Here is a 21,571-nt window from a genome sequence, read left to right on the forward strand (position 1 = left end):
ATATTTCAAGGAAGATATGACTTTTCTTAAAGATTATTTTCAATAAATTCTTTTAAAAATACTTTTGGCATAAACCCAACATTTCTTGCTGCTTCCTTTCCGTTCTTTAAAACGATCAAAGCTGGAATGCTTGTAATCATAAAATCCTGTGCAAGATTAGGATTTTCATCTACATCTGCATTAAAAAATGCTGCCTGGCTGCTCATTTCTTCTGATAGTTCTTCCAGTACTGGTTCTAGCATTTTGCAAGGCCCACACCATCCAGCAGAAAAATCTACTACTGTCAGTTTGTCACTGCTTACTTCTGGCATTTCACCATTTACAATTTTTTTAATCATTACTTCTCCTCCTGATTATGATTATTTTTTCGTTTCAGTGCATCTAAATAAGCTGCTGCTGAAAGCGCCGCTACATTTCCTTGACCTGCAGCTTTGATATATTGATACGGCTTGCCTGCAATATCACCACAAGCAAACAGGCCTGGAATATTTGTTTCCATCTGCAGATTGACTTTAACATGATTCCCAGCCATTTCCAGTCCTGGCACAAGCTTTACGGGAGAGATTACTTCCCTTAAAATAAATACGCCGTCTACTGCATATTCATTCTGAGCTGTAACAAACTGTTCTACTTTCATGCCACCTTTGATTTCTACTGGTTTTTCGTAAATTACCTTTACTCCTTTTGAAACCACTGGTTCCTTTTTATACATTGGAAAATACAGCACTTCCTCTACGATTTCTGCAAGATAATCCGCTTCCAGCTCAGATTCTTCATTGTAACCGATTACAGCAGCTTTTTTTCCTTTATAAAACTGTGCATCACATGTAGCACAATAACTTACGCCTCTTCCTAAAAATTCGTTTTCTCCTTTAAATGTCTTGTCTGGAGCAAACCCAGCTGCAAGAATTACGCTAGTCGCTTCTAGCATTCCTTCTGAAGTCTGGATTCCAAAATATTCTCCCATTGGGTAAACCATGGAAACCCTCTGATCGGTAATTGCAATCTTCATATCATTTAAGTGTTCCTGAAACTTCTTTGAAAATTCTTCCCCTTTCACAGCAGGAAGGCCTGGGTAATTATTAATCTGATGGGCTTTGCTCACTTTATCACTTAAACTGGACTTTCCAATCAGCATAAGGTTCTTATTACGAACCTTAGCTGTAATGGCTGCGGAAATTCCTGCAGGGCCTGTTCCGATAATTGCAATATCTATTCTTTCCATATAATACTCTCTTTCACATTACATTAACTCTTCTACTTGTTTCATAACCTTTTTCATATCATCTGTTGGCTCAAAACGTGCAACAACATTTCCATTTCTATCTACTAAAAACTTAGTGAAATTCCATTTGATATCTGGATTATTTTTATAATCTTTATCAATTTTCTTTAACATTGCATTCATAGCTAGTGCTTTCACACCTTTTCCAAATCCCTCAAATCCTTTTTGTTCTTTTAAATAGCCGTATAGTGGAAGTGCATTTTCACCATTTACATCGGATTTTTTCATCTGTGGGAACTGTGTGTTGTATTTTAATGTGCAGAACTCATGAATTTCTTCATCCGTACCTGGTGTCTGTCCTGCAAACTGGTTGCATGGGATATCAAGAATATCAAAACCTGCATTGTGGAATTTTTCATACATTTCTTCTAATTCTTTGTACTGAGGTGTGAATCCACATCCTGTCGCTGTATTGACAATAAGTAATACTTTTCCTTCATACTCTTTTAAAGATACCTCTTCACCTTTTGCATTTAATACAGAATAATCATATAATCTCATAATAAAATCCTCCTATAAAAAGTTTTTTGCAAATGTTTCTGCTTCTATTAAATCTTTCGCATTTGGCCTATCTTTATGCATCATCTGAAACTTTCCTCTGCAATGAAATTCTCTTTCATCCATAACAATTCCTTTTGCCTTAACAAGTTTCTTTACTTGCTTGTATGTGGATGGAAGCAGTGCTGCTGTACTTAAATTTACAACCTTGCCAACTTGTTCTTTCTTAAGATTTGAAATGAATTTCTTAACTTCCTCATCAATACCTGCCCCATATACGGAACTGGCAAGAAATAAATAATCTACCTTTTCATTTAATGGTGCTGTTACAGGCAGTGCTTCTGTGTTAAGAACCTTCCCAACTGCTTCTGCTACCTTTTTCGCATTTCCCGTTTTGGTATAATATCTAATTGCATATTTCATTGTTTCGCCCCTTTCAATTGCTCGCCATTTTATTGTGTGCAATCTATTTGATAATTAAATTGTACACAATTCAATCGAGTATGTCAACACTTTTTTAATTTATTCTAATTTCTTTTTAACGCAAAAGCGAATTTTCTTTATTCCTAGTAAACAGTTCATTGCAATGCACACCCATTTCTTCTATAAATCTCATAGAACCTTCTTGTGTAATCATGTGAGCATTGGGCTGCACTGTTCGACTGCTTTTTTCATATTCCATCTTAGCTGACTCAATCATTTTTCCAATAGAAATACAATTGATTTCCTTATCCAGATTCAGATTTTCCAAAACTGGATGGTTTCTTAATAGATTCAGTCCTTGTTCCAGTTTCTGAAATATCTCTTCTGTATATTTATAATCACGGTAAAGTGCATGGTCAAAATCCAGGCACTGTTCACGATATTCTTTTCGGAATGCCTCTACATCCAGACCAGATTTACACAGGTTAGGAGCGTAGAAATACTTGCAGTTAAACACATCCACCAGAAGATGTATACCATACCCCACAAGAAACGCTCTCTCTAGGCCATTCAGGTCATCCAGATTCCGAGACAGATAGTTCTCCCTTATGGCTGCATACCAGTCTTCCATCTGCTGATCCAGATAAATATGCCCCCAATTTATCTCCTCTGGCATAAAATGACTATGCTCTTTCATTTCTAAAGTAAAATCCTTATTCTTATGCACCGAATCTGGACTTATAGAGGCAATTAACAGCAAAGCGGCTTCCTCTCTGGCAATCCCTTGGCTTCTTATATATTGGTCTGCTATTACTAAATGGGTCATTGTATAAGACATAATCTGCTTTCCTTCCTTATCAACAAAAAAACTGGCCAGCACTGCCAACCAGTTTCAAACTGTTTTCATCATTTATTTAATCTTTGTCCCTTCTAAGGGCAGCACGTACAGAGCCTTTTGGATCCGTAATCAAAAGTCTTACCACCCAGATTACAAGCCCAAGTGCAACTACTGCCAAACCAAGAAATGCGTCATTTACCATATCTTCTAGGACAGGTTTAAAGTATTCAGCTTTCAGCTGTGTATACTCAAAGACCGCATCAACAAACCACATAATAGAAGCACCCCAATACATAAACAGCAAGATGCCAAGCTTCATGTTATCATCCTTGCGGTTATACCACTTCACAGTAGCAATTACAGCTGCAAACACAGTAATCAGTAATGTCATTTCAACTGCCCCCTTACATTGCTGTTTTCTGTCCAGATATTTTTGCTGGACGTTTTACAATAGAATTGGCAACAACACACATCCCTATCCAAACTGCAGTAATCAGGACATCCATCAGTACTCCGACTGTTGCCATCTCCTGGAACATCTCTGCCGAATCCGACGGATCCGACATTGCTGTCAGAAATGGAAACCATGGCATCACCTCACCATGCCAGATATGCTCAAATGCAAGAAGTACAGCACCGCCCCAAAGCATATATGTAAGCCATTTCAATTTTCTGCTTAGGGGAATCCTGTATTCCTCTGCCTTTTCAGTCTTCGTTTCTACAGATTTCCGTTCTTTTTTCTCTTCTGCTTTCTCTACCGCCGTTACCACTACTGCTTCAGCTATTGATACTAAAAAGCATGCCATTTTTTGTACCTCCTGTTATTCTCTCCCTTTTTTCTGGAAGTTTTTATTATTTTAGAACTTTTATTCCGTGCTTTTGCACAGTAACCATCAAATTTTTACCAACTGATTTTAAATTATAAACACTTATACATCTTCTGTCAAATATCTTTTCCACTGACTAGCCATATCTAATGCAGCATTCCTATAAAAGCAGCAAATTTCAGAACGTTTGTTCTGTTTTTTCTTATGAAATATTGTTCTTTATTTTGTATAATGCTATAATTTGTTTACACTTTCAAAGCTAAAGTGTTTCCCCCTTATTTTCTTAACATCAACTGTTTATATTTACTAAAGCATTCAAAAACTACAAGAAGAAAGGTGATGGAAAATTATGATCTATGAAAAAATTCCCCAAAAGTTCAATCTTACGAGCTATTTAATTGATGACTGCAATGTAAAACAAGGAAGGAAAAACAAAAATGCAATATACTATCATGATGAAACTTATACATATGGCCAGCTTGCTCAAAAGATAAATCAATATGCCAATTATTTAAAATCACTCAATTTATCCAAAGGACAGCAAGTCGGCATTTATTTAAATAACTGTCCAGAATTTGTATTTCTTTTCTTAGGTGCAATAAAAGCTGGTATTGTTCCAGTGGTAATAAACCCCTTAACAGAAGAATATACTCTTCATAAACTCATACAGGATTCTTCCATTGAATTTTTATTTACCACACAGGATTTAGCAGATTCTATTCCCTTAACCGAACTTCAAAATTATGTTTCCATCCAAACAGATATGGAACATTCCACAAAAACCAAAAAAGACACTTTTACACCAGAAAAAACCTGCAAAAATGATACCGCTTTCATTCTTTTCACTTCTGGAAGTACTGGCATTCCAAAAGGAGTTGTGCACCGGCATTATAGCATTGTCATAGGTGAAAAAACTTTTATAGACACTAGTTTACAGTCTAAGTTTTCTGATGTATTTTATTCCCCCTCTTTCATGTCTTCTGCCATAGGATTGGATACCAGTATTTTTTTCCCTTTCTTGAAAGGCTCCAGTTCTGTTATTCACGATAATTATAGCCCTTATTCCATTTTAGATATCCTGTACAAATATAGAATTACCATTTTCTTTGCACTCCCCTCCATATATGCAGCACTGCACACACTTATCCCCAATTTTCAAAATCCATTTTACCAATTTCGATACTGTATCGCTAGTGGTGAATCCTTGCCAAAACAAGTTATCCGCATCTGGAGAGAAAAGTTTGGAATCCAGCTATATCAAGTCTACTGTACAACAGAACTATTATTTCCCGTTCTCTCTAATATTAATACTGCCTCTCCATTAGACGGCAGTACTGGTAAAGTCATTTATGGTTATAAAGCATTACTATTTAATGATGAATATGCTCCCACAAAAATGAATGAAGTTGGAAGGCTTGTTATTCAAGGGGAAGGAATTGCCACAGAATATTGGGAAAATGAAAAACTGCCTTCAAAAGTTTTACGAAAAAACTGTTATTTTTCTAATGATCAGTTTTACCGTGACAAAGATGGGTACTTCTGGTTTTCTGGAAAAGATTCTGAAATTTCCAAATAGAATGGCAGGAAACAGAGCATTATTCCTATTTAGTCTAACATGACGGAATGTAGACTTAATATGCCTATTCAACAGTTTGTAGCAAAATAAACAAATTCAATTGTTATTTTTGCATAAAGATAGTACTGTCTTTTTCTATTTTAATTATCTAAACTATCATAGAATAAAAGGGAGAATTCGAACAAATGTTCTATTTCTCCCTCATGTATATTGTCTTTTTCTATTTCAAATGTTATAGTCTATATACGCTTTTTCAATAGAAAAAGTTCCCTTCTAAAACAAACTTCCCCCTGCACAGCATTTCCATTTACTATTTATCTATTTCATTTAGAAAGGGGAAAAAAAATTGAAACATAAAATACAGATTGATCGAGTATATCTTTTTGATCCTGCAGCGTGGGGAATTGTAAGAGCTAAAATAGGTGGCATGCCTTCTGATTCCGTAATTCAGGCAGCAATTACAAAAGCTGTAAAAAAATACGAAATGCTAAACTGCAGTATCACACAAGACGAATCCGGAGAGTGCTATTATTCACCGAATAAACAATGGAGTGCTCCTGATATCACATTCGTCTCCCAAAAACTAACAGAAGAAACTATTTTCCATGAACAGAAAAGCCGTTTATTTAACTTTCAACATGATAAATTGATTCGTTTTGTTGTCAACACGGAACCATCTGGACTATATCTAACCATCATACAGCATCATTTAACAGGTGATGGCGAATCAATCCTTCTCCTTCTTCAGGATATTATGAAATTCATGCAAGAAGATTTAAAACCAGATTCCGAAGATACAGAGCCGGAACAACAGGTTCCAATTAAACTCTATACCAGTGAATACTTAAAACAGTTTATAACACCAGCTCCAGATTACAATAAAATTCTCAAGGAAATAAACGACGAATGGAGCAGCCTGCATTCTATTTACCGGTTTGAGGATTATCATATTCTGTGCCAAAAACACGCAGCCAATAAAGAAATAGGCATAAAAACAGCCAAAATAACGGATTACGCCTATACTGCTTTCTGCAGGAAATGCAAAGCAAATAATGTAACTGTAAATTCAGCTCTAACAACCATGATTGTCAAGCATCTTCGTACAATTGAAAATTTAGCAATGGCCGTAAGCATACGGACGAAAGACTTTCCAGGAATGGGAAATTATGTGTCAGCTATTAGTGGTAACTACACATATAATCAAAACGATTCCTTTTGGAATAATGCAAGACAGATTTCTAAAACAGTTTCCAAAAAACTTGAGAACCGAATGGCCCTTAGTTTGCCTCTGTTTTATAAAGGGCTATGCCATACGGGAATACAGGATGCTCCTAAATTCGGTGTAACAAATGACTGCATTCGCAAATTTAGTGAACTAACAGGTCCTGGAACTGGTGGTTATCCCGTTTTTATAAGCAATCTGGGAAATAGCCGAATTGCTGCAGATTACGGTAAATACAGCATTCAAGAACTTTCTGTCATCTCTCCCCCATTGACAGGTCTTTTTGGAAATATCTGCATAATAAGCATTCGAAACTGCATGACTCTAAATATGGTCTATCAAAAAAACGAAATTGATTATCCAGAACTTTTTGATAGTATTATCAGGCAGATTAACCAGCTTATCTAAATCTGAATGCTATAATCCATAATAGCATTCAGATTCTGGATGAACCCATAGATAGTATTAAAATCGAAAATTCCCAAACTGACTATACATCAAGACAAACAAATACTCTTTTTCTGGTTATTATGCTACTATTCAAACTCAATAGTAGCTGGTGGTTTTCCTGTACAGTCATACAGTACCCTATTAACCCCTTTCACCTCATTCACAATCCTTGAAGACACTTTTCCCAGCACATCCCAAGGAATCTGTGCTGCCTCTGCAGTCATAAAATCAACCGTATTGACCGCTCTTAAAGCAATTGCATAGTCATAGGTTCTCTCATCTCCCATAACACCAACAGATTTCATATTCGTAAGTGCTGCAAAATACTGGCCAATTCCTTTATCCAGTCCAGCATTGGCAATCTCCTCACGATAAATAGCATCTGCATCCTGCACGATTCTGACTTTCTCAGCAGTAACATCACCAATGATTCTTATGCCAAGCCCTGGACCTGGGAATGGCTGCCTGTATACTAAGTGTTCTGGAAGTCCTAACTCAAGGCCTGCCTTACGCACTTCATCTTTAAACAGGTCACGAAGCGGTTCAATAATTTCCTTAAAATCTACATAGTCAGGCAATCCACCTACATTATGATGGGATTTGATTACTGCAGATTCACCGCCAAGTCCACTTTCTACAACGTCTGGATAAATGGTACCTTGGACTAAGAAGTCAACTGCTCCGATTTTTTTCGCTTCTTCCTCAAATACACGAATAAATTCCTCACCAATGATTTTACGCTTTCTTTCTGGTTCTTCAACACCAGCAAGTTTTTCATAAAACCTTTCCTGCGCATTTACACGAATAAAGTTTAAGTCATAATTGCCTTCTTCCCCAAATACGGCTTCTACCTCGTCTCCTTCATTTTTTCTAAGCAGACCATGATCTACAAATACACATGTCAGCTGTTCCCCAACTGCTTTAGAAAGCATAACCGCTGCTACAGAAGAATCAACTCCACCGGATAACGCACATAATACTTTGCCGTTGCCAACTTTTTCACGGATTTCCCTGATAGAATTTTCAACAAAAGAATCCATTTTCCAGTTACCACTGCATCCACATACGCCAAGTACAAAATTGGATAGCATTTTTGTTCCTTCTACTGTATGAAGAACTTCTGGATGGAACTGAATTGCATATAAGTTCTGAGCTGCATTTTCAGCTGCTGCTACTGGACAGTCTGCTGTATATGCTGTAATTGCAAATCCTGATGCTACATTTGCAATATAATCTGTGTGACTCATCCAGCAGACAGATGATTTTGATACGTTCTGGAATATTTTTGAAGCTGTATCAAAATGTACTTCTGTTTTTCCATATTCACGAACTGGGGCTTTCTCTACCTTACCGCCTAATACATGCATCATAAGCTGTGCACCATAACAAAGACCAAGAACAGGAATTCCAAGTTCAAATAATTCCCTGGTACAGGATGGCGCGCCTTCTTCATAGCAGCTATTTGGTCCACCTGTTAAAATAATCCCCTTCGGATTCATTTCCTTAATCTTCTCAATGTCTGTCTTGTAAGAATAGATTTCACAGTAAACATTACACTCTCTGACTCTTCTTGCAACTAATTGATTGTACTGGCCACCAAAATCCACTACAATTACTTTTTCCTCTTTCACCAAAAAGTCCTCCTATCAATCACTAGTAATTTTAAGTCGTCTTAAAACCATAATACCCTTATTCTACATCATCATATAAAATAAGACTAGTACCTAATTTAAAATTATTCTTTCTCTTCTAAGTATTCATTCGCTATGATATTTCTTGTAATCTCCTGTGCTTTTGGACCTGAGATCTTTTCACTTGCTGGTTCTGTTAAATGCAGGGCAAAAAAATACGGTCTATCTTTAACTTCAAATTTGCCAACATACCAGCCATTCTTTACCTTTCCTTCTTTATCCGGCTTACCCGTTCCTGTTTTCCCGTAAATAACCAAACCAATTGTATCTTGTATATTCATAATATTCTTTAACAAATCAATATCTTGCTTATTAAACTCTGTTTTTCCACTCCAGATACTGGCTAACACGTCAACCCATTCTAAAGGAGAAATTTTCAACGTAGAATCTAACCAGAATCCATTCAGATCTTCTGGATCTCTATCCTCATTCCCATACCATTTGCTAATATCACAGTTTCCAAACTTTAAATTATCAACATATTTCTGCACTTTTTCCTGGCCTACTTTATCTATTACCTTACGGAAATACCAGACACAGGAAGCTCTGAAAGCATCTTTTAAACCTAAATTCTGATTCCACGCTTCTGATCCATAATCGGTTCCATCGTAATCCATTTTTGTATATATACCTGTCAGTACCTTCTCATGGGCCCCTATTAGAGTTGCAATGATTTTAAATGTAGAACAAGGTGAATCCTGCGTCAGACACATTTCTTCATTATATATGTAATATTTGCTGGCTTTCATATCATAAAATACAGCACAGCCATTTAATCCCTCGAAATAGGATTCGTAATCTACTTTATTTAAGTTTTTTGTTGGCAGAACCTCCATTTCTTCCACTTCATTCTCTGCTTCTTTCACATTCCCTTTGGCACTGCTTTTTCCACATCCAGTCATAACAGCCACAAAAACGCATGTCAAAATCATTGCAAACAGCCGACGGCTTCTCATTTTCCATTCTAAAATTTCTTTTCTCATAACTTCCTTCCTTCCCAACTACCCTCTTACACAAATCAATCTAATAAATAGAGAGAATTTGCCGACTTGCGCCTCCTCTCTATTTTATAAAACTTTATAATTCATCCAAGGTCATTTCAAAAGCTGGCATAAATTCTTCCATAAAAATAGCAACCTCTTTTAATTCCATAGCCAAAAGGGACTCTTTTATCGTTTCCTTGGCCCGGCGAAATTCCGAATTTCCTGACTTTTCTTCTTCAATACATTTACAATATGCAGATATCTTATCAGCAGCTTTTACCAGTTTCCATAAAAATGCATCCTCTTCTTCTGGGAAAAAAAGAGCTTCATAGTAACTTCGCATATCTTCTGGAAGCATCTTTAAAAGCTGGGCAGAGGCGAGATTCTCTACCTCCTGAAATGCCTGATGAAGATCTTCGCTATGATATTTAATTGGTGTAGGCATATCTCCTGTGATAATCTCGGCACAATCATGGTACATAGCAAGAAGTGCTGCTTTTTCAACAGACAGCTGGCTGCCCAAACGCACATTACTGATTACAGCCAGATTGTGGGCAACCATTGCGACATTCAGGGAATGCTCACAGATATTTTCCCTTTGGGTATTTCGCATTAATGCCCAGCGGTTAATATATTTCATTCTGGACATCATAGCAAAAAACTGATTGCTCATAAGCCACTACCTCTCCTTTTCTTTGTCTAACATTTTCTGAATATAATAGCCTGTATAAGAATTCTTACATTTCGCAATTTCTTCTGGTGTACCTTTTGCCACAACGGTACCACCACGATCACCGCCTTCAGGTCCAATATCTATAATATAATCTGCTGTTTTAATTACATCTAAGTTATGCTCAATGACCACCACTGAATTGCCGCCTTCCCGTAAACGGTGCATAATCTCAATCAAACGGTGGACGTCTGCAAAATGAAGTCCTGTTGTTGGCTCATCCAAAATGTAAATAGTCTTGCCTGTACTTCGTTTGCTTAACTCCGCTGCCAGCTTGATCCGCTGTGCCTCTCCACCTGACAAAGTATTCGATGGCTGTCCAAGACGAATATAAGATAATCCTACATCATGCAATGTCTGCACCTTTCTCTTAATTGAAGGTACATTTTCAAAGAATTTCAGTGCTTCTTCTACCGTCATATTCAAAACATCATAAATGCTCTTGCCTTTATATTTTACTTCCAATGTCTCACGATTATAGCGTTTTCCCCCACACACTTCACACGGAACATAAACGTCTGGAAGAAAATTCATTTCAATTTTTAGTATACCATCTCCACTACATGCCTCACAACGTCCACCTTTTACATTAAAGCTGAATCTTCCTTTGGAATACCCTTTGGTTTTGGCATCAGATGTGGATGCAAATAGCTCCCGGATCATGTCAAACATTCCTGTGTAGGTTGCTGGGTTGGAACGTGGTGTTCTTCCAATTGGAGACTGATCGATATCAATAACCTTGTCTAACTGCTCCATGCCAAGTATTTCTTTATGCTTTCCTGGAATGCATCTTGCACGGTTCAAGTTCTTGGCTAAAGATTTGTAAAGCACTTCATTGATTAAAGAACTCTTTCCTGAACCAGATACCCCTGTAATACAGGTAAAAATTCCAAGCGGAATATCTACGTTGACATTTTTCAGGTTATTTTCAGAAGCACCTTTGATTTTCAGATATCCTACTGGTTCTTTTCTCTTTTTTGGAATCGGAATATGAATTGCACCACTTAAGTATTTTCCTGTAATGGAATCTGGATTTGCCATAATTTCATCTACCGTTCCTGCCGCAATAACTTCTCCTCCATGTTCACCAGCTTTTGGCCCGATATCCACAATGTAGTCTGCCGCAAACATTGTATCTTCGTCATGTTCTACTACAATCAGCGTATTGCCAAGGTCCCGTAAATGATATAAAGTCTTTAGCAGCTTATCATTATCCCGCTGGTGTAATCCAATACTTGGCTCATCTAAAATATAAGCAACTCCAACTAATCCAGAACCAATCTGGGTAGCAAGACGGATACGCTGTGCTTCGCCACCAGACAAAGAACCTGTTGCTCTAGCTAATGTAAGGTAATCCAGTCCTACATCCACTAAAAAACCAACTCTTGCACGAATTTCCCTTAATACCATTTCACCGATTTTCGCCTGAGTTTCTGTAAGCTGTAATTCCTGTAAGAATTTCTGTAATTCCGCAATGGAGTATTCTGTTACATCTGAAATATTTTTATCTCCAACTGTTACTGCCAGAGATTCCTTTTTCAGACGCTTTCCGCCACAGGTTTTACATGGCGTAATTCTCATAAAAGTTTCATATTCTGCTTTGGATGAATCAGAACCTGTTTCACGATAACGTCGTTCCACATTGCGGATCAGTCCATCCCAGTGTACATCATAGACACCTTCTCCACGCTGTCCTTTATAATATACTTTCACTCGCTTTCCATCTGGAACGCCGTAATAAATAATGTCCTGGATTTCCTTTGGATAATCCTGAAATGGCGTTTCCAGACTGAAATTATATTCTTTTGCCACTGCTTCTAACGTACAGCGGGAATAACTTGACTTTTCCGTTACAGACTGCCATCCAAGAACTGCAATTGCTCCCGAAGCAATACTTAAAGATTTGTCTGGAATTAGCAGCTCCTCATCAAATTCCATTTTAAACCCAATACCAAAACAATCCGGACATGCTCCAAAAGGATTGTTGAAGGAAAAGCTTCTTGGCTCAATTTCTTCAATGCTGATCCCACAGTCAGGACAAGAAAAACTCATGGAAAAATTAATTGGCTCCCCGCCAATGACATCTACAATCATAAGTCCTTCCGCTATTTTCAAAACATTTTCAATAGAATCTGTAAGTCTCTGCTGAATCCCATCTTTCACTACAAGACGATCTACTACTACTTCTATGTTATGCTTTTTGTTTTTATCTAACTCAATGGTTTCCGAAAGCTCATACATATTCCCATCTACACGAATACGCACATAACCGCTTTTCTTCATCTGTTCAAATATTTTCACATGCTGGCCTTTACGTCCACGGACCACTGGTGCTAACAGCTGAATCTTGGTTCGATCTGGCAGATTCATAACTTCATCCACAATCTGGTCTACCGTCTGCTTTTTTATTTCTTTTCCACATTTTGGGCAATGAGGAATCCCTACTCTGGCATATAATAGACGGAAATAATCGTATATTTCTGTTACCGTTCCAACCGTGGAACGCGGATTCCGATTGGTAGACTTCTGATCAATGGAAATGGCTGGTGGCAAACCTTCAATACTTTCCACATCTGGTTTCTCCATCTGTCCTAAGAACTGTCTCGCATAGGAAGATAGGGATTCCATATATCTTCTCTGGCCTTCTGCATATATGGTGTCAAATGCTAAAGAAGATTTTCCCGAACCACTTAATCCTGTAAGTACAACAAATTCATCCCTTGGTATTTTCAAACTGATATTTTTTAAATTATGTTCCTTTGCTCCTCGAATAGTAATATATTTGCGATTGTCCGCCATGTTTCTTTCCTTTCTTTTTTGCATACAGCAATACAACATAAACCGATGTCTTAAACTTCCTGTCTATGCTTCTCTTTTTCTATATTTACAAGTCATTTAAATGTTTCTTTATTTCAACCATCTGATCACGAAGCTCTGCTGCCAGCTCGAAGTTCAATTCTGCTGCTGCAGTATGCATTTTCTTGGTAATCTCCTTGACCATCTGCTCCAGTTCCTTTTTGGACATAGATTCCGGATCTTTTTCCATATCAATAGACTTCGTATCCACCTTTTTGGAAATGCTGATTAAGTCACGGACAGCCTTCTTAATTGTGGTTGGAGTAATTCCGTGTTCTTCATTATATTTCTGCTGAATGCCACGACGTCTATTGGTTTCGCTAATAGCCTTGTCCATAGAATCCGTTATCTTATCTGCATACATGATAACGTGTCCCTCTGAGTTACGGGCAGCACGCCCAATGGTCTGAATCAGCGAAGTCTCAGAACGCAAAAACCCTTCTTTATCCGCATCCAGAATAGCAACCAAAGTAATCTCTGGGATATCCAGACCTTCTCGAAGCAGGTTAATTCCCACTAACACGTCGAATACATCCAGACGCATATCTCGGATAATCTCCGAACGTTCCAATGTGTCAATATCTGAATGAAGGTATTTCACACGTATTCCAGCTTCACGCATGTAATCGGTCAAATCCTCTGCCATACGCTTAGTCAATGTAGTTACTAACACTTTATTTTTATTGGCAATTTCTTTATTTACTTCCGTTACAAGGTCATCAACCTGTCCTTTGACTGGTCGCACGTCCACAATCGGATCAAGCAGTCCTGTTGGACGTATAATCTGTTCCACCCTCTTTAGCTCATGTTCCGATTCGTATACATTGGGTGTGGCAGAAACGAACATCATCTGATCGATTTTTGATTCAAATTCCTCAAAATTAAGCGGCCTGTTATCCAATGCGGAAGGCAGTCTAAAACCAAAGTTTACTAATGTTGATTTTCTTGCACGATCACCTGCGTACATTCCCCGAACCTGTGGAATGGTAATATGGGACTCGTCTACAATGATTAAGAAATCGTCTGGGAAAAAGTCAATTAGTGTAAATGGCGGTACTCCTGCTTCAAGCCCAGCTAAATGTCTGGAATAGTTCTCTACGCCTGAACAGAACCCTGTCTCCCGAAGCATCTCAATATCAAAATTGGTTCGTTCTGAGATTCTCTGTGCCTCTAACAGCTTATCTTCACTTTTAAAGAATTTCACCTGTTCTTCTAATTCTTCTTCTATATTTTTAATTGCCGTATTCATATACTCCGGGGCAACTACATAGTGGGTTGCAGGATAGACATGGACGTGTTCTAATTCATATTTCACATTACCTGTCAGCACATCAACTTCTGTAATACGGTCAATCTCATCTCCAAAAAACTCTACTCGTACAGCCGTATCCGTTGCATTGCTCAAGAAAATCTCTACTACGTCACCTCGTACACGGAACGTGCCACGTCTGAAATCCATATCATTTCTATGGTACTGTATCTCTACTAACTTACGGATAAGTTCCTCACGGTCTTTCTCCATGCCTGGGCGAAGGGAAATGGTCATGTTCTGATAGTATTCTGGACTACCTAAACCATAAATGCAGGACACACTGGCTATAACGATAACATCTTTTCGTTCCATCAGTGCTGCTGTTGCTGAATGGCGCAGTTTATCAATCTCCTCATTAATTGAGGAATCCTTTTCTATATAAGTATCTGTCGAAGGAACATATGCCTCTGGCTGATAATAATCATAATAACTTACGAAATACTCCACAGCATTTTCAGGGAAGAACTCCTTGAACTCTCCGTAAAGCTGTGCAGCCAGGGTTTTGTTATGTGCAATAATAAGCGTCGGTTTATTCAATGCCTGAATCACGTTAGCCATAGTAAATGTTTTACCCGATCCAGTTACACCAAGAAGTGTCTGAAACTGATCTCCTTCTTGAAAGCCTTCCACTAACGCCTTAATTGCTTCGGGCTGATCACCTGTTGGTGCAAATTCACTGTGTAATTTAAACTTCATTAAGCAGCTCCACCTCCAAATAATAGTACCTTGTTCTTTATCCCCCTAAATCCAACCTTTAATATAGCATAGAATAACAGGAATGTCTATATTCTGACGAACATTCGTTCTTTTATTTTATATGCTGTTTTCCCTGCTTCTTATAATTTTATTATTTCCCTAATAACCTATTGTTATTATCTGCTGATTTACTGATTTTATGACATATATAAAAGAGGCTATTAAATAGTTACTGTCTACTACCTAATGACCTCTTTAATATTAAAGTATTACACCTGCATAAACAATTTATAAAAGTATATCATGCAAAACATGGATTTCTCTTTGTTATGATAATTTTTCTGATAAACACTTAATCGCCGTAAGCAGCTGATTATCCTTCTCCAGATCTGGCCCCTCTGTCAAGTCATCTTCTACAGGATCATAACTTTCATTCATCTCTACCACAACATCTGGCTCAATTCCAATATCGTGAATATTATTCCCATCAGGGGTGTAGTACTTTGAAGTAGTCAGCTTTATGGCACTCCCATCATACAGGGAAAAAACAGACTGAACGATTCCCTTTCCAAACGTCTTTGTGCCAACTAAAGTTGCCAGTTTATGATCCTTTAATGCCCCAGCCAATACCTCCGATGCACTGGCACTATTTCCATTCACTAAAAGCACCATTGGCAAATCCAGTTTCTTTTTATCCTTGGCATAGTACTTGTCACCTTTCCCATTCTTGTCTTTGGTATATACAATCAAGCCCTTTGAAAGAATTCTATCCGTTATGGAGACTACGGCATCTAAAGCCCCCCCTCCATTATCCCTCACATCCAGAATAAGACCTTTCATCTTCTGCTTCTGCAAAGAATCCACCGCTTTATTAAACTGCTTCACTGTTGTATTCTTAAATCCAGCAATCATAATATAACCAATGTTATCTTCCAGCATGGAATACGTTACGGTTCTGGTTTCTACTTCTTTTCTTCTAACATCCAGTTCAACAAGTTCTTTTCCTGATTTTCGCTTCACACATACCTTAACTTTAGATCCTTCTCTTCCTTTAATCATAGAAACAACATCCGCCAGGGTTTTCCCATGTACACTTTCTCCATTAATGGATACCAGTACATCACCTGTACACATCCCCGCTTCATCTGCTGGACCGTCCTTATATGGCTGAAGTATGGTAAAGAGTCCTGTCTCTTGGTCAAATGCCACCGAACACCCGATTCCTACATACTTCCCTATACTGTCAATATTGTATTCTTTATATTCTTCCTTGTTATAATAGGCTGCATAACGATCCTGCATGCTACTGACCAATCCATTATACAAACCCTCTTCATAATCTTTTGCTGTTAAATCATTAAGATAATATTTATCTATATACTTTTCTAATACCCCAAGTTTCCGTAATGCCTGCCGGCGCTGTGCATTGGTAATATTCTCAGAACCTCTTGATATCTGATATATTTTATCAAACCAGCCCACCTGGTTTCCGTACGTTACAAATCTCCCAATACAAAGTGTAAGTGCTATTCCACATAAAAACCCCGACAGAAATTTTTTACGTTCCATTAAAAATCCTCCAGACTAAAGCAAACTTATTATGGTCTTGAAACATAGTTCAATGGATTCACATAAGAACCATTCACATTTACCCCAAAGTGCAGATGTGGTCCCGTTGAAACACCAGTATTCCCTGAATATCCAATTACATCCCCTTTACTTACTGTCTGTCCAGCAGATACACTAAAGGAAGACATATGCATGTATACCGTATAAACTCCATTTCCATGAGACACCATAATAAAGTTACCTGCTGCCGACTGATAAGCTGCAGTTGTAACCGTTCCACTTGCTGCTGCTACCACCGCTGTTCCAGATGGCACTGCAATATCAATTCCCTTATGATAAGAACTAGCTCCTGCAGTTGGTGCATTACGGTAACCAAAAGAAGATGTAATGGTACCACTTACGTTTAATGGCCAGCGGTATCCTCCACTAGCAGAAACATTGTTACCAGAACTGGCATTCCCATTGTTATTATTATGACTGGAATTCGTGTCTGTGTTATGACTGGCCTGACTCTGCTGATTTGCACGTTCCTGCTGTCTTCTTAACTCTTCTTGGCGTCTTAATTCTTCCTGGCGTTTTCTTTCCGCTTCTTCCTGACGTTTTCTTTCTTCTTCAAGAAGCTGTTCTAACAGATCTTCCTGCTTCTGAATCGCAGATTCATAAGAAGAAACCTGTTCCTTAGAAGATGCAATGGCTGCTTTTTTCTTTTTCAGCTGCTCTGTTTTCTTAGCAGAAAGAGTTTCCACCCCCTGCTGCTCCACTTCCAGATCACTCTGCATGCTCTCAAGGCTTGCAATCTGCTCTTCCTGTTCCTTCTGCTTCTTGGCAATTAAATCTTTGGAAGCCTCATACTCTGAAAGAAGATGGTTATCGTACTTGTTGATTTTATTGATGTATTCAAAACGATTTAATAAATCACTAATGCTGTCTGCACTTAGTAAGATTTCCACATAGTCCTGTGACCCATTTTCATACATATATTTTATTCGCTTCTTCATGGTATCATACTGATTTTGTGCAGTTTCTTTCGCTTCTTTCAAATCCGCTTTGATTTGCTCTAAATTCTCATTGGCATTACTGATTTTCCCCTTTAGTGCTGTAATCTCTGTATTCAGTTTTCCCAGCTTCTGATCAAGTTTTTCAATATAAGAAACAATGTTGTCCTGTTCCTTCTCTAATTCAGCAATGGAATCTTCCACTTCTGCTTTCTTAGACTCTAATTCCTGCTTCTTATTTTCTGCATCCTTTATGGACGTGGCAGAAGCTGTCTGGCTAAACACAAGTGTCATGACCATAGTAAGAACCATCACTCTTTTACCTAATCTCTTTCCTAAATGCATAACTTATCCTTTCCTCCCTATGCGAAGAAAAATGCATGCTCATGAACTTGCCACCATTCAGAACACACACTTTTCCAATATCACTTTATACTTTCAAATGCTTCCTTACTGTAATATAACTGCCCACAAATCCAATTCCAACTCCAATAACAGAAGAAACCGGAACTAAGGTATGAAATACTTTATCCGCTGATAAGAATGTCAGCAGATTCGAAAGCACATCAAACCTATTCATTACATATGAAATAATTTTCTGATACAAAACATATAAGATTCCAAGCGGAACGATAGTTCCTACAATACCGATTATAATTCCTTCTACAATAAATGGAGCTTTTACAAAAAAATCTGACGCCCCTACTAACCGCATAATCCGAATTTCTTCACGACGGATTGAGATCCCCATAGTAACCGCAGTACTGATTAAGAAAATGGATACGGCTACCAGAATAATAATGATTGCTGCAGAGGCATATGCTACTAAAGCGTTAAAACTGGATAAACTTTTTACTGTGCTTTCTGCATTATTTACTTGGCGCACCCCTTCTAAATCCTTTACGTACTTTACAAATCCCTGCTGTCTGTTAATGTCACTTAAAAATACTTCATATGACGCAGAATCGGCAAGAGGGTTATCTTCTGAAAAGGTATCGGTAAGTTCTTCCTGCCCATCAAACATTTCTTTTTTGCATTTCTCCCATGCTTCCTCTGCAGAAATATAATTGCACTCAATTACTTCTGGCCTTTTTTTAATCTGTACTCCAATCTGCTCTATTGCCTCATCCGTTATGCCCTCGTCGAAAAACACCGTTACTCCCACTGATGTTTCCGCATTATTAATAATATATTGAAAATTCATCAGTATTGCATAAAAAATACCGAATAGAAATAAACAGGCGGTTATGGTTCCAACGGACGCTAATGAAAACATGCGATTGCGCCTAAGGTTTTTAACTCCCTGCACAATGCAGTATCCAAACAAATTAATTTTTTTCATAGCTGTATCCACCCTTTTTCTCGTCACTTACAAGAACACCTTTATGCAGTGCAATTACTCTTTTCTTCATCATATTCACGATTTCCTGATTGTGAGTAACCACTACTACAGTAGTGCCATTCCTGTTAATCTGCTCAAGGAGTTCCATAATCTCCCATGAGTTCTTAGGATCCAAGTTTCCTGTAGGTTCATCTGCAAGAAGCAGTGTTGGGCGATTTACAAGTGCCCTGGCCAATGCAACCCTCTGCTGTTCCCCACCAGATAATTCCCTTATGTTTGCATGTATTTTCTCAGATAACCCTACTAGTGCTAACACCTCAGGTACCCTTTTGTTAATTTCATGCTTGGCTGCTCCAATAATCCGCTGGGCAAATGCTACATTTTCAAAAACTGTTCTATCTTTTAACAGACGGAAATCCTGAAATACAACTCCAATGCCCCTTCTAAGTATTGGTACTTGTTTCCTCCTAAGTCGTACTAAATCTCTGCCATTTACAAATACTTTTCCCTTAGTAGGCTCAATTTCTTTCATAACCAGCTTGATAAAGGTTGACTTGCCAGAACCGCTAGTTCCCACTACAAACACAAATTCCCCCTTATCAATCCTTATGCTTACGTCATTTAATGCTAATACATCACTTCGATATATCTTGGAAACGCCTTCTAAGACTATCGGAGGTATTTCTTTTGTCTCTAAATCCATCTTAATTAGCATTCCTTCCTCTCTTTAATCTAAACTTTCCATATACTTCATATACTTCACTACCATAAGTGCAATCTTAAAGGTAATTGCATCCTCAAATACCCGCAAGTCCAGATTCGTGCTCTTCTGCAGCTTATCTAAACGGTAAACCAAAGTATTTCTGTGAATGTACAATTGTCTGGATGTCTCTGAAACATTCAGGCTGTTTTCGAAAAATTTATTAATAGTTGTTAATGTTTCGTCATCAAAACTGTCTGGTGATTTTCCATCAAAGATTTCACGGATGAACATTTTGCAAAGCGGCATCGGAAGCTGGTAGATTAAACGTCCAATTCCTAAATTATTATATGCCACTACGTTTCTGGAACTATAAAAAATCTTGCCTACATCCAGTGCCATCTTTGCTTCCTTATAAGAACGGGAAACATCTTTGATTTCATTGACAATGGTGCCATAAGCAACATGTACTTTTGTCATCGCTTCTGTATTCAGCATATCCACAATAACTTTCGCAGTCTTGCTTAAATCATCATATGATTCTGACTGCTTCAGCTCTTTTACAAGAATAATGTTTTTCTCATCCACCGCTGTAATGAAGTCTTTTGTTTTACTAGCAAACAAACCTCTCACTGTTTCCAAAGCATTCATATCTTTTTCATTCTTTGTTTCGATTAAGAATACAACTCTTCTGACCTCAGTATCTATATGAAGTTTTTTTGCTCTGTTATAAATGTCTACAAGCAATAAATTGTCTAATAGTAAATTTTTTATAAAGTTGTCTTTATCATATCTTTCTTTATATGCAACTAAAAGATTCTGAATCTGGAATGAAGCAATCTTGCCAATCATATACACATCTTCACTGTCACCTTTTGCTAAAATTACATATTCTAACTGATGTTCATCAAACACCTTAAAAAATTGAAAACCCTGTAATACCTGGCTATCTGCAGGTGATTCCACAAATGCTAATACAGCCTGTTCGTAATCGTCTGCATTGGTTATCGTTGCCGCTAAAGCTTTTCCTTCCGTATCCATTACACAAATGTCCGTTCTTGTAATAGCTTTAAGTCCCTCTATTGTATTTTGAAGAATCTGATTTGAAATCATTCCATACACTCCTTTTAGCTATTTTCTGTTCTTACTCCATGTCATTTTATCACCATTTTGTGAAAAAGTAAATAAACCTGTTCTTTGTCTGGCATTGAAAGGCAAATTTTTTTTACCTTTCAATGCTGTTTTATAATAATAGCTTCACATTTTTCCATACTTGCAAAAGAACATCTCTTTTTAATATAGAAACATATAAAAACAGTTCAGAACCCCAAAAACCTCCAAATCAAAACCACCGGCTTAGCCGGTGGTTTGCTCACGCCCTATAAGGGCTCATTACCAGCGTTTGAGTCTAAAGACTCATCGAAGGTTCGCCAATCGCTAGACATTTCCCTACATAAGCCCCCTGGGCTCATATTATTTGTTTGGTTTTACTGGCTCACCCGTGAACGGGTCTATATACTCTTTTAATGTCATTTGATCATATTCTAAATCCTCTCTTAATTGATTTTGAATATATTC

19 protein-coding genes and 1 pseudogene are annotated in these 21,571 nt (G+C 37.7%); 2 read left to right on the forward strand and 18 right to left on the reverse strand.

Features of this window, described 5'->3' with window-relative positions; all coding sequences use genetic code 11:
• Nucleotides 1-26 precede the first annotated feature (26 nt).
• The 7 genes from trxA to BMY85_RS12310 all read right to left on the reverse strand — a co-directional run bounded on the left by trxA (nt 27) and on the right by BMY85_RS12310 (nt 3,850).
• On the reverse strand, nt 27-338 hold the full coding sequence (trxA, locus tag BMY85_RS12280) for a thioredoxin (protein ID WP_092478571.1): 312 nt from the start codon (nt 336-338) through the stop codon (nt 27-29).
• Nucleotides 338-1,225 carry an NAD(P)/FAD-dependent oxidoreductase gene (locus tag BMY85_RS12285; RefSeq protein WP_092478572.1) on the reverse strand — a complete coding sequence of 296 codons (888 nt, stop codon included), beginning with the start codon at nt 1,223-1,225 and terminating at the stop codon, nt 338-340. Before BMY85_RS12285 ends, trxA begins: the two co-directional genes overlap by 1 nt.
• Before the next feature lie 18 nt (nt 1,226-1,243).
• A complete protein-coding gene (locus tag BMY85_RS12290; RefSeq protein WP_092478573.1) occupies nt 1,244-1,786 on the reverse strand; it encodes a glutathione peroxidase in 543 nt (180 codons plus the stop codon).
• Nucleotides 1,787-1,798: 12 nt separating this feature from the next.
• On the reverse strand, nt 1,799-2,206 hold the full coding sequence (locus tag BMY85_RS12295; RefSeq protein ID WP_092478574.1) for a flavodoxin family protein: 408 nt from the start codon (nt 2,204-2,206) through the stop codon (nt 1,799-1,801).
• Nucleotides 2,207-2,321: 115 nt separating this feature from the next.
• The gene (locus BMY85_RS12300; RefSeq protein WP_143066384.1) at nt 2,322-3,044 is read right to left on the reverse strand and encodes a zinc dependent phospholipase C family protein; all 723 of its coding nucleotides are present in this window, start codon (nt 3,042-3,044) and stop codon (nt 2,322-2,324) included.
• A 76-nt stretch (nt 3,045-3,120) separates the two neighbouring features.
• Complete coding sequence (locus BMY85_RS12305; RefSeq protein WP_092478576.1) at nt 3,121-3,435, reverse strand: hypothetical protein; 315 nt, start codon at nt 3,433-3,435, stop codon at nt 3,121-3,123.
• Nucleotides 3,436-3,448: 13 nt separating this feature from the next.
• Entirely contained in the window at nt 3,449-3,850 is a 402-nt protein-coding gene (locus BMY85_RS12310; protein ID WP_092478577.1) for a hypothetical protein, read from the reverse strand.
• A gap of 370 nt (nt 3,851-4,220) precedes the next feature.
• On the opposite strand from BMY85_RS12310, the gene BMY85_RS12315 reads away from it, so the two are divergent.
• Together BMY85_RS12315 and BMY85_RS12320 are read left to right on the forward strand one after the other, a co-directional pair.
• Nucleotides 4,221-5,447: an AMP-binding protein gene (locus BMY85_RS12315; protein ID WP_092478578.1), complete on the forward strand. Its 1,227-nt coding sequence runs from the start codon at nt 4,221-4,223 to the stop codon at nt 5,445-5,447.
• A 346-nt stretch (nt 5,448-5,793) separates the two neighbouring features.
• Nucleotides 5,794-7,077, forward strand: coding sequence for a hypothetical protein (locus tag BMY85_RS12320; protein ID WP_092478579.1), 1,284 nt, complete (start codon nt 5,794-5,796; stop codon nt 7,075-7,077).
• A 128-nt stretch (nt 7,078-7,205) separates the two neighbouring features.
• Here the strand turns inward: BMY85_RS12320 and guaA are convergent, their stop codons facing one another.
• The 11 genes and pseudogenes from guaA to BMY85_RS12375 all read right to left on the reverse strand — a co-directional run.
• Nucleotides 7,206-8,750, reverse strand: coding sequence for a glutamine-hydrolyzing GMP synthase (gene guaA, locus BMY85_RS12325; protein WP_092478580.1), 1,545 nt, complete (start codon nt 8,748-8,750; stop codon nt 7,206-7,208).
• Nucleotides 8,751-8,854: 104 nt separating this feature from the next.
• A complete protein-coding gene (locus tag BMY85_RS12330; RefSeq protein WP_092478581.1) occupies nt 8,855-9,793 on the reverse strand; it encodes a penicillin-binding transpeptidase domain-containing protein in 939 nt (312 codons plus the stop codon).
• 94 nt (nt 9,794-9,887) lie between these two features.
• Nucleotides 9,888-10,466, reverse strand: coding sequence for a 5'-deoxynucleotidase (yfbR, locus tag BMY85_RS12335; RefSeq protein ID WP_092478582.1), 579 nt, complete (start codon nt 10,464-10,466; stop codon nt 9,888-9,890).
• A 6-nt stretch (nt 10,467-10,472) separates the two neighbouring features.
• Nucleotides 10,473-13,322 carry an excinuclease ABC subunit UvrA gene (uvrA, locus tag BMY85_RS12340; RefSeq protein ID WP_092478590.1) on the reverse strand — a complete coding sequence of 950 codons (2,850 nt, stop codon included), beginning with the start codon at nt 13,320-13,322 and terminating at the stop codon, nt 10,473-10,475.
• Nucleotides 13,323-13,407: 85 nt separating this feature from the next.
• The gene (uvrB, locus tag BMY85_RS12345) at nt 13,408-15,387 is read right to left on the reverse strand and encodes an excinuclease ABC subunit UvrB (protein ID WP_092478583.1); all 1,980 of its coding nucleotides are present in this window, start codon (nt 15,385-15,387) and stop codon (nt 13,408-13,410) included.
• Nucleotides 15,388-15,714: 327 nt separating this feature from the next.
• On the reverse strand, nt 15,715-16,956 hold the full coding sequence (locus tag BMY85_RS12350) for a S41 family peptidase (RefSeq protein WP_092478584.1): 1,242 nt from the start codon (nt 16,954-16,956) through the stop codon (nt 15,715-15,717).
• A gap of 29 nt (nt 16,957-16,985) precedes the next feature.
• On the reverse strand, nt 16,986-18,296 hold the full coding sequence (locus BMY85_RS12355; RefSeq protein ID WP_092478585.1) for a murein hydrolase activator EnvC family protein: 1,311 nt from the start codon (nt 18,294-18,296) through the stop codon (nt 16,986-16,988).
• 85 nt (nt 18,297-18,381) lie between these two features.
• Complete coding sequence (ftsX, locus tag BMY85_RS12360; RefSeq protein WP_092478586.1) at nt 18,382-19,293, reverse strand: permease-like cell division protein FtsX; 912 nt, start codon at nt 19,291-19,293, stop codon at nt 18,382-18,384.
• Nucleotides 19,280-20,008: a cell division ATP-binding protein FtsE gene (gene ftsE, locus BMY85_RS12365; protein ID WP_242939737.1), complete on the reverse strand. Its 729-nt coding sequence runs from the start codon at nt 20,006-20,008 to the stop codon at nt 19,280-19,282. Before ftsE ends, ftsX begins: the two co-directional genes overlap by 14 nt.
• A 12-nt stretch (nt 20,009-20,020) precedes the next feature.
• On the reverse strand, nt 20,021-21,106 hold the full coding sequence (locus BMY85_RS12370) for a PucR family transcriptional regulator (protein WP_092478587.1): 1,086 nt from the start codon (nt 21,104-21,106) through the stop codon (nt 20,021-20,023).
• Nucleotides 21,107-21,466: 360 nt separating this feature from the next.
• Nucleotides 21,467-21,571 (reverse strand): annotated as a pseudogene (locus BMY85_RS12375) (IS200/IS605 family transposase); the annotation flags it as partial.

Origin of the sequence: [Clostridium] polysaccharolyticum (assembly GCF_900111595.1) — a bacterium.
GTDB classification, from domain to species: domain Bacteria; phylum Bacillota; class Clostridia; order Lachnospirales; family Lachnospiraceae; genus Clostridium_AI; species Clostridium_AI polysaccharolyticum.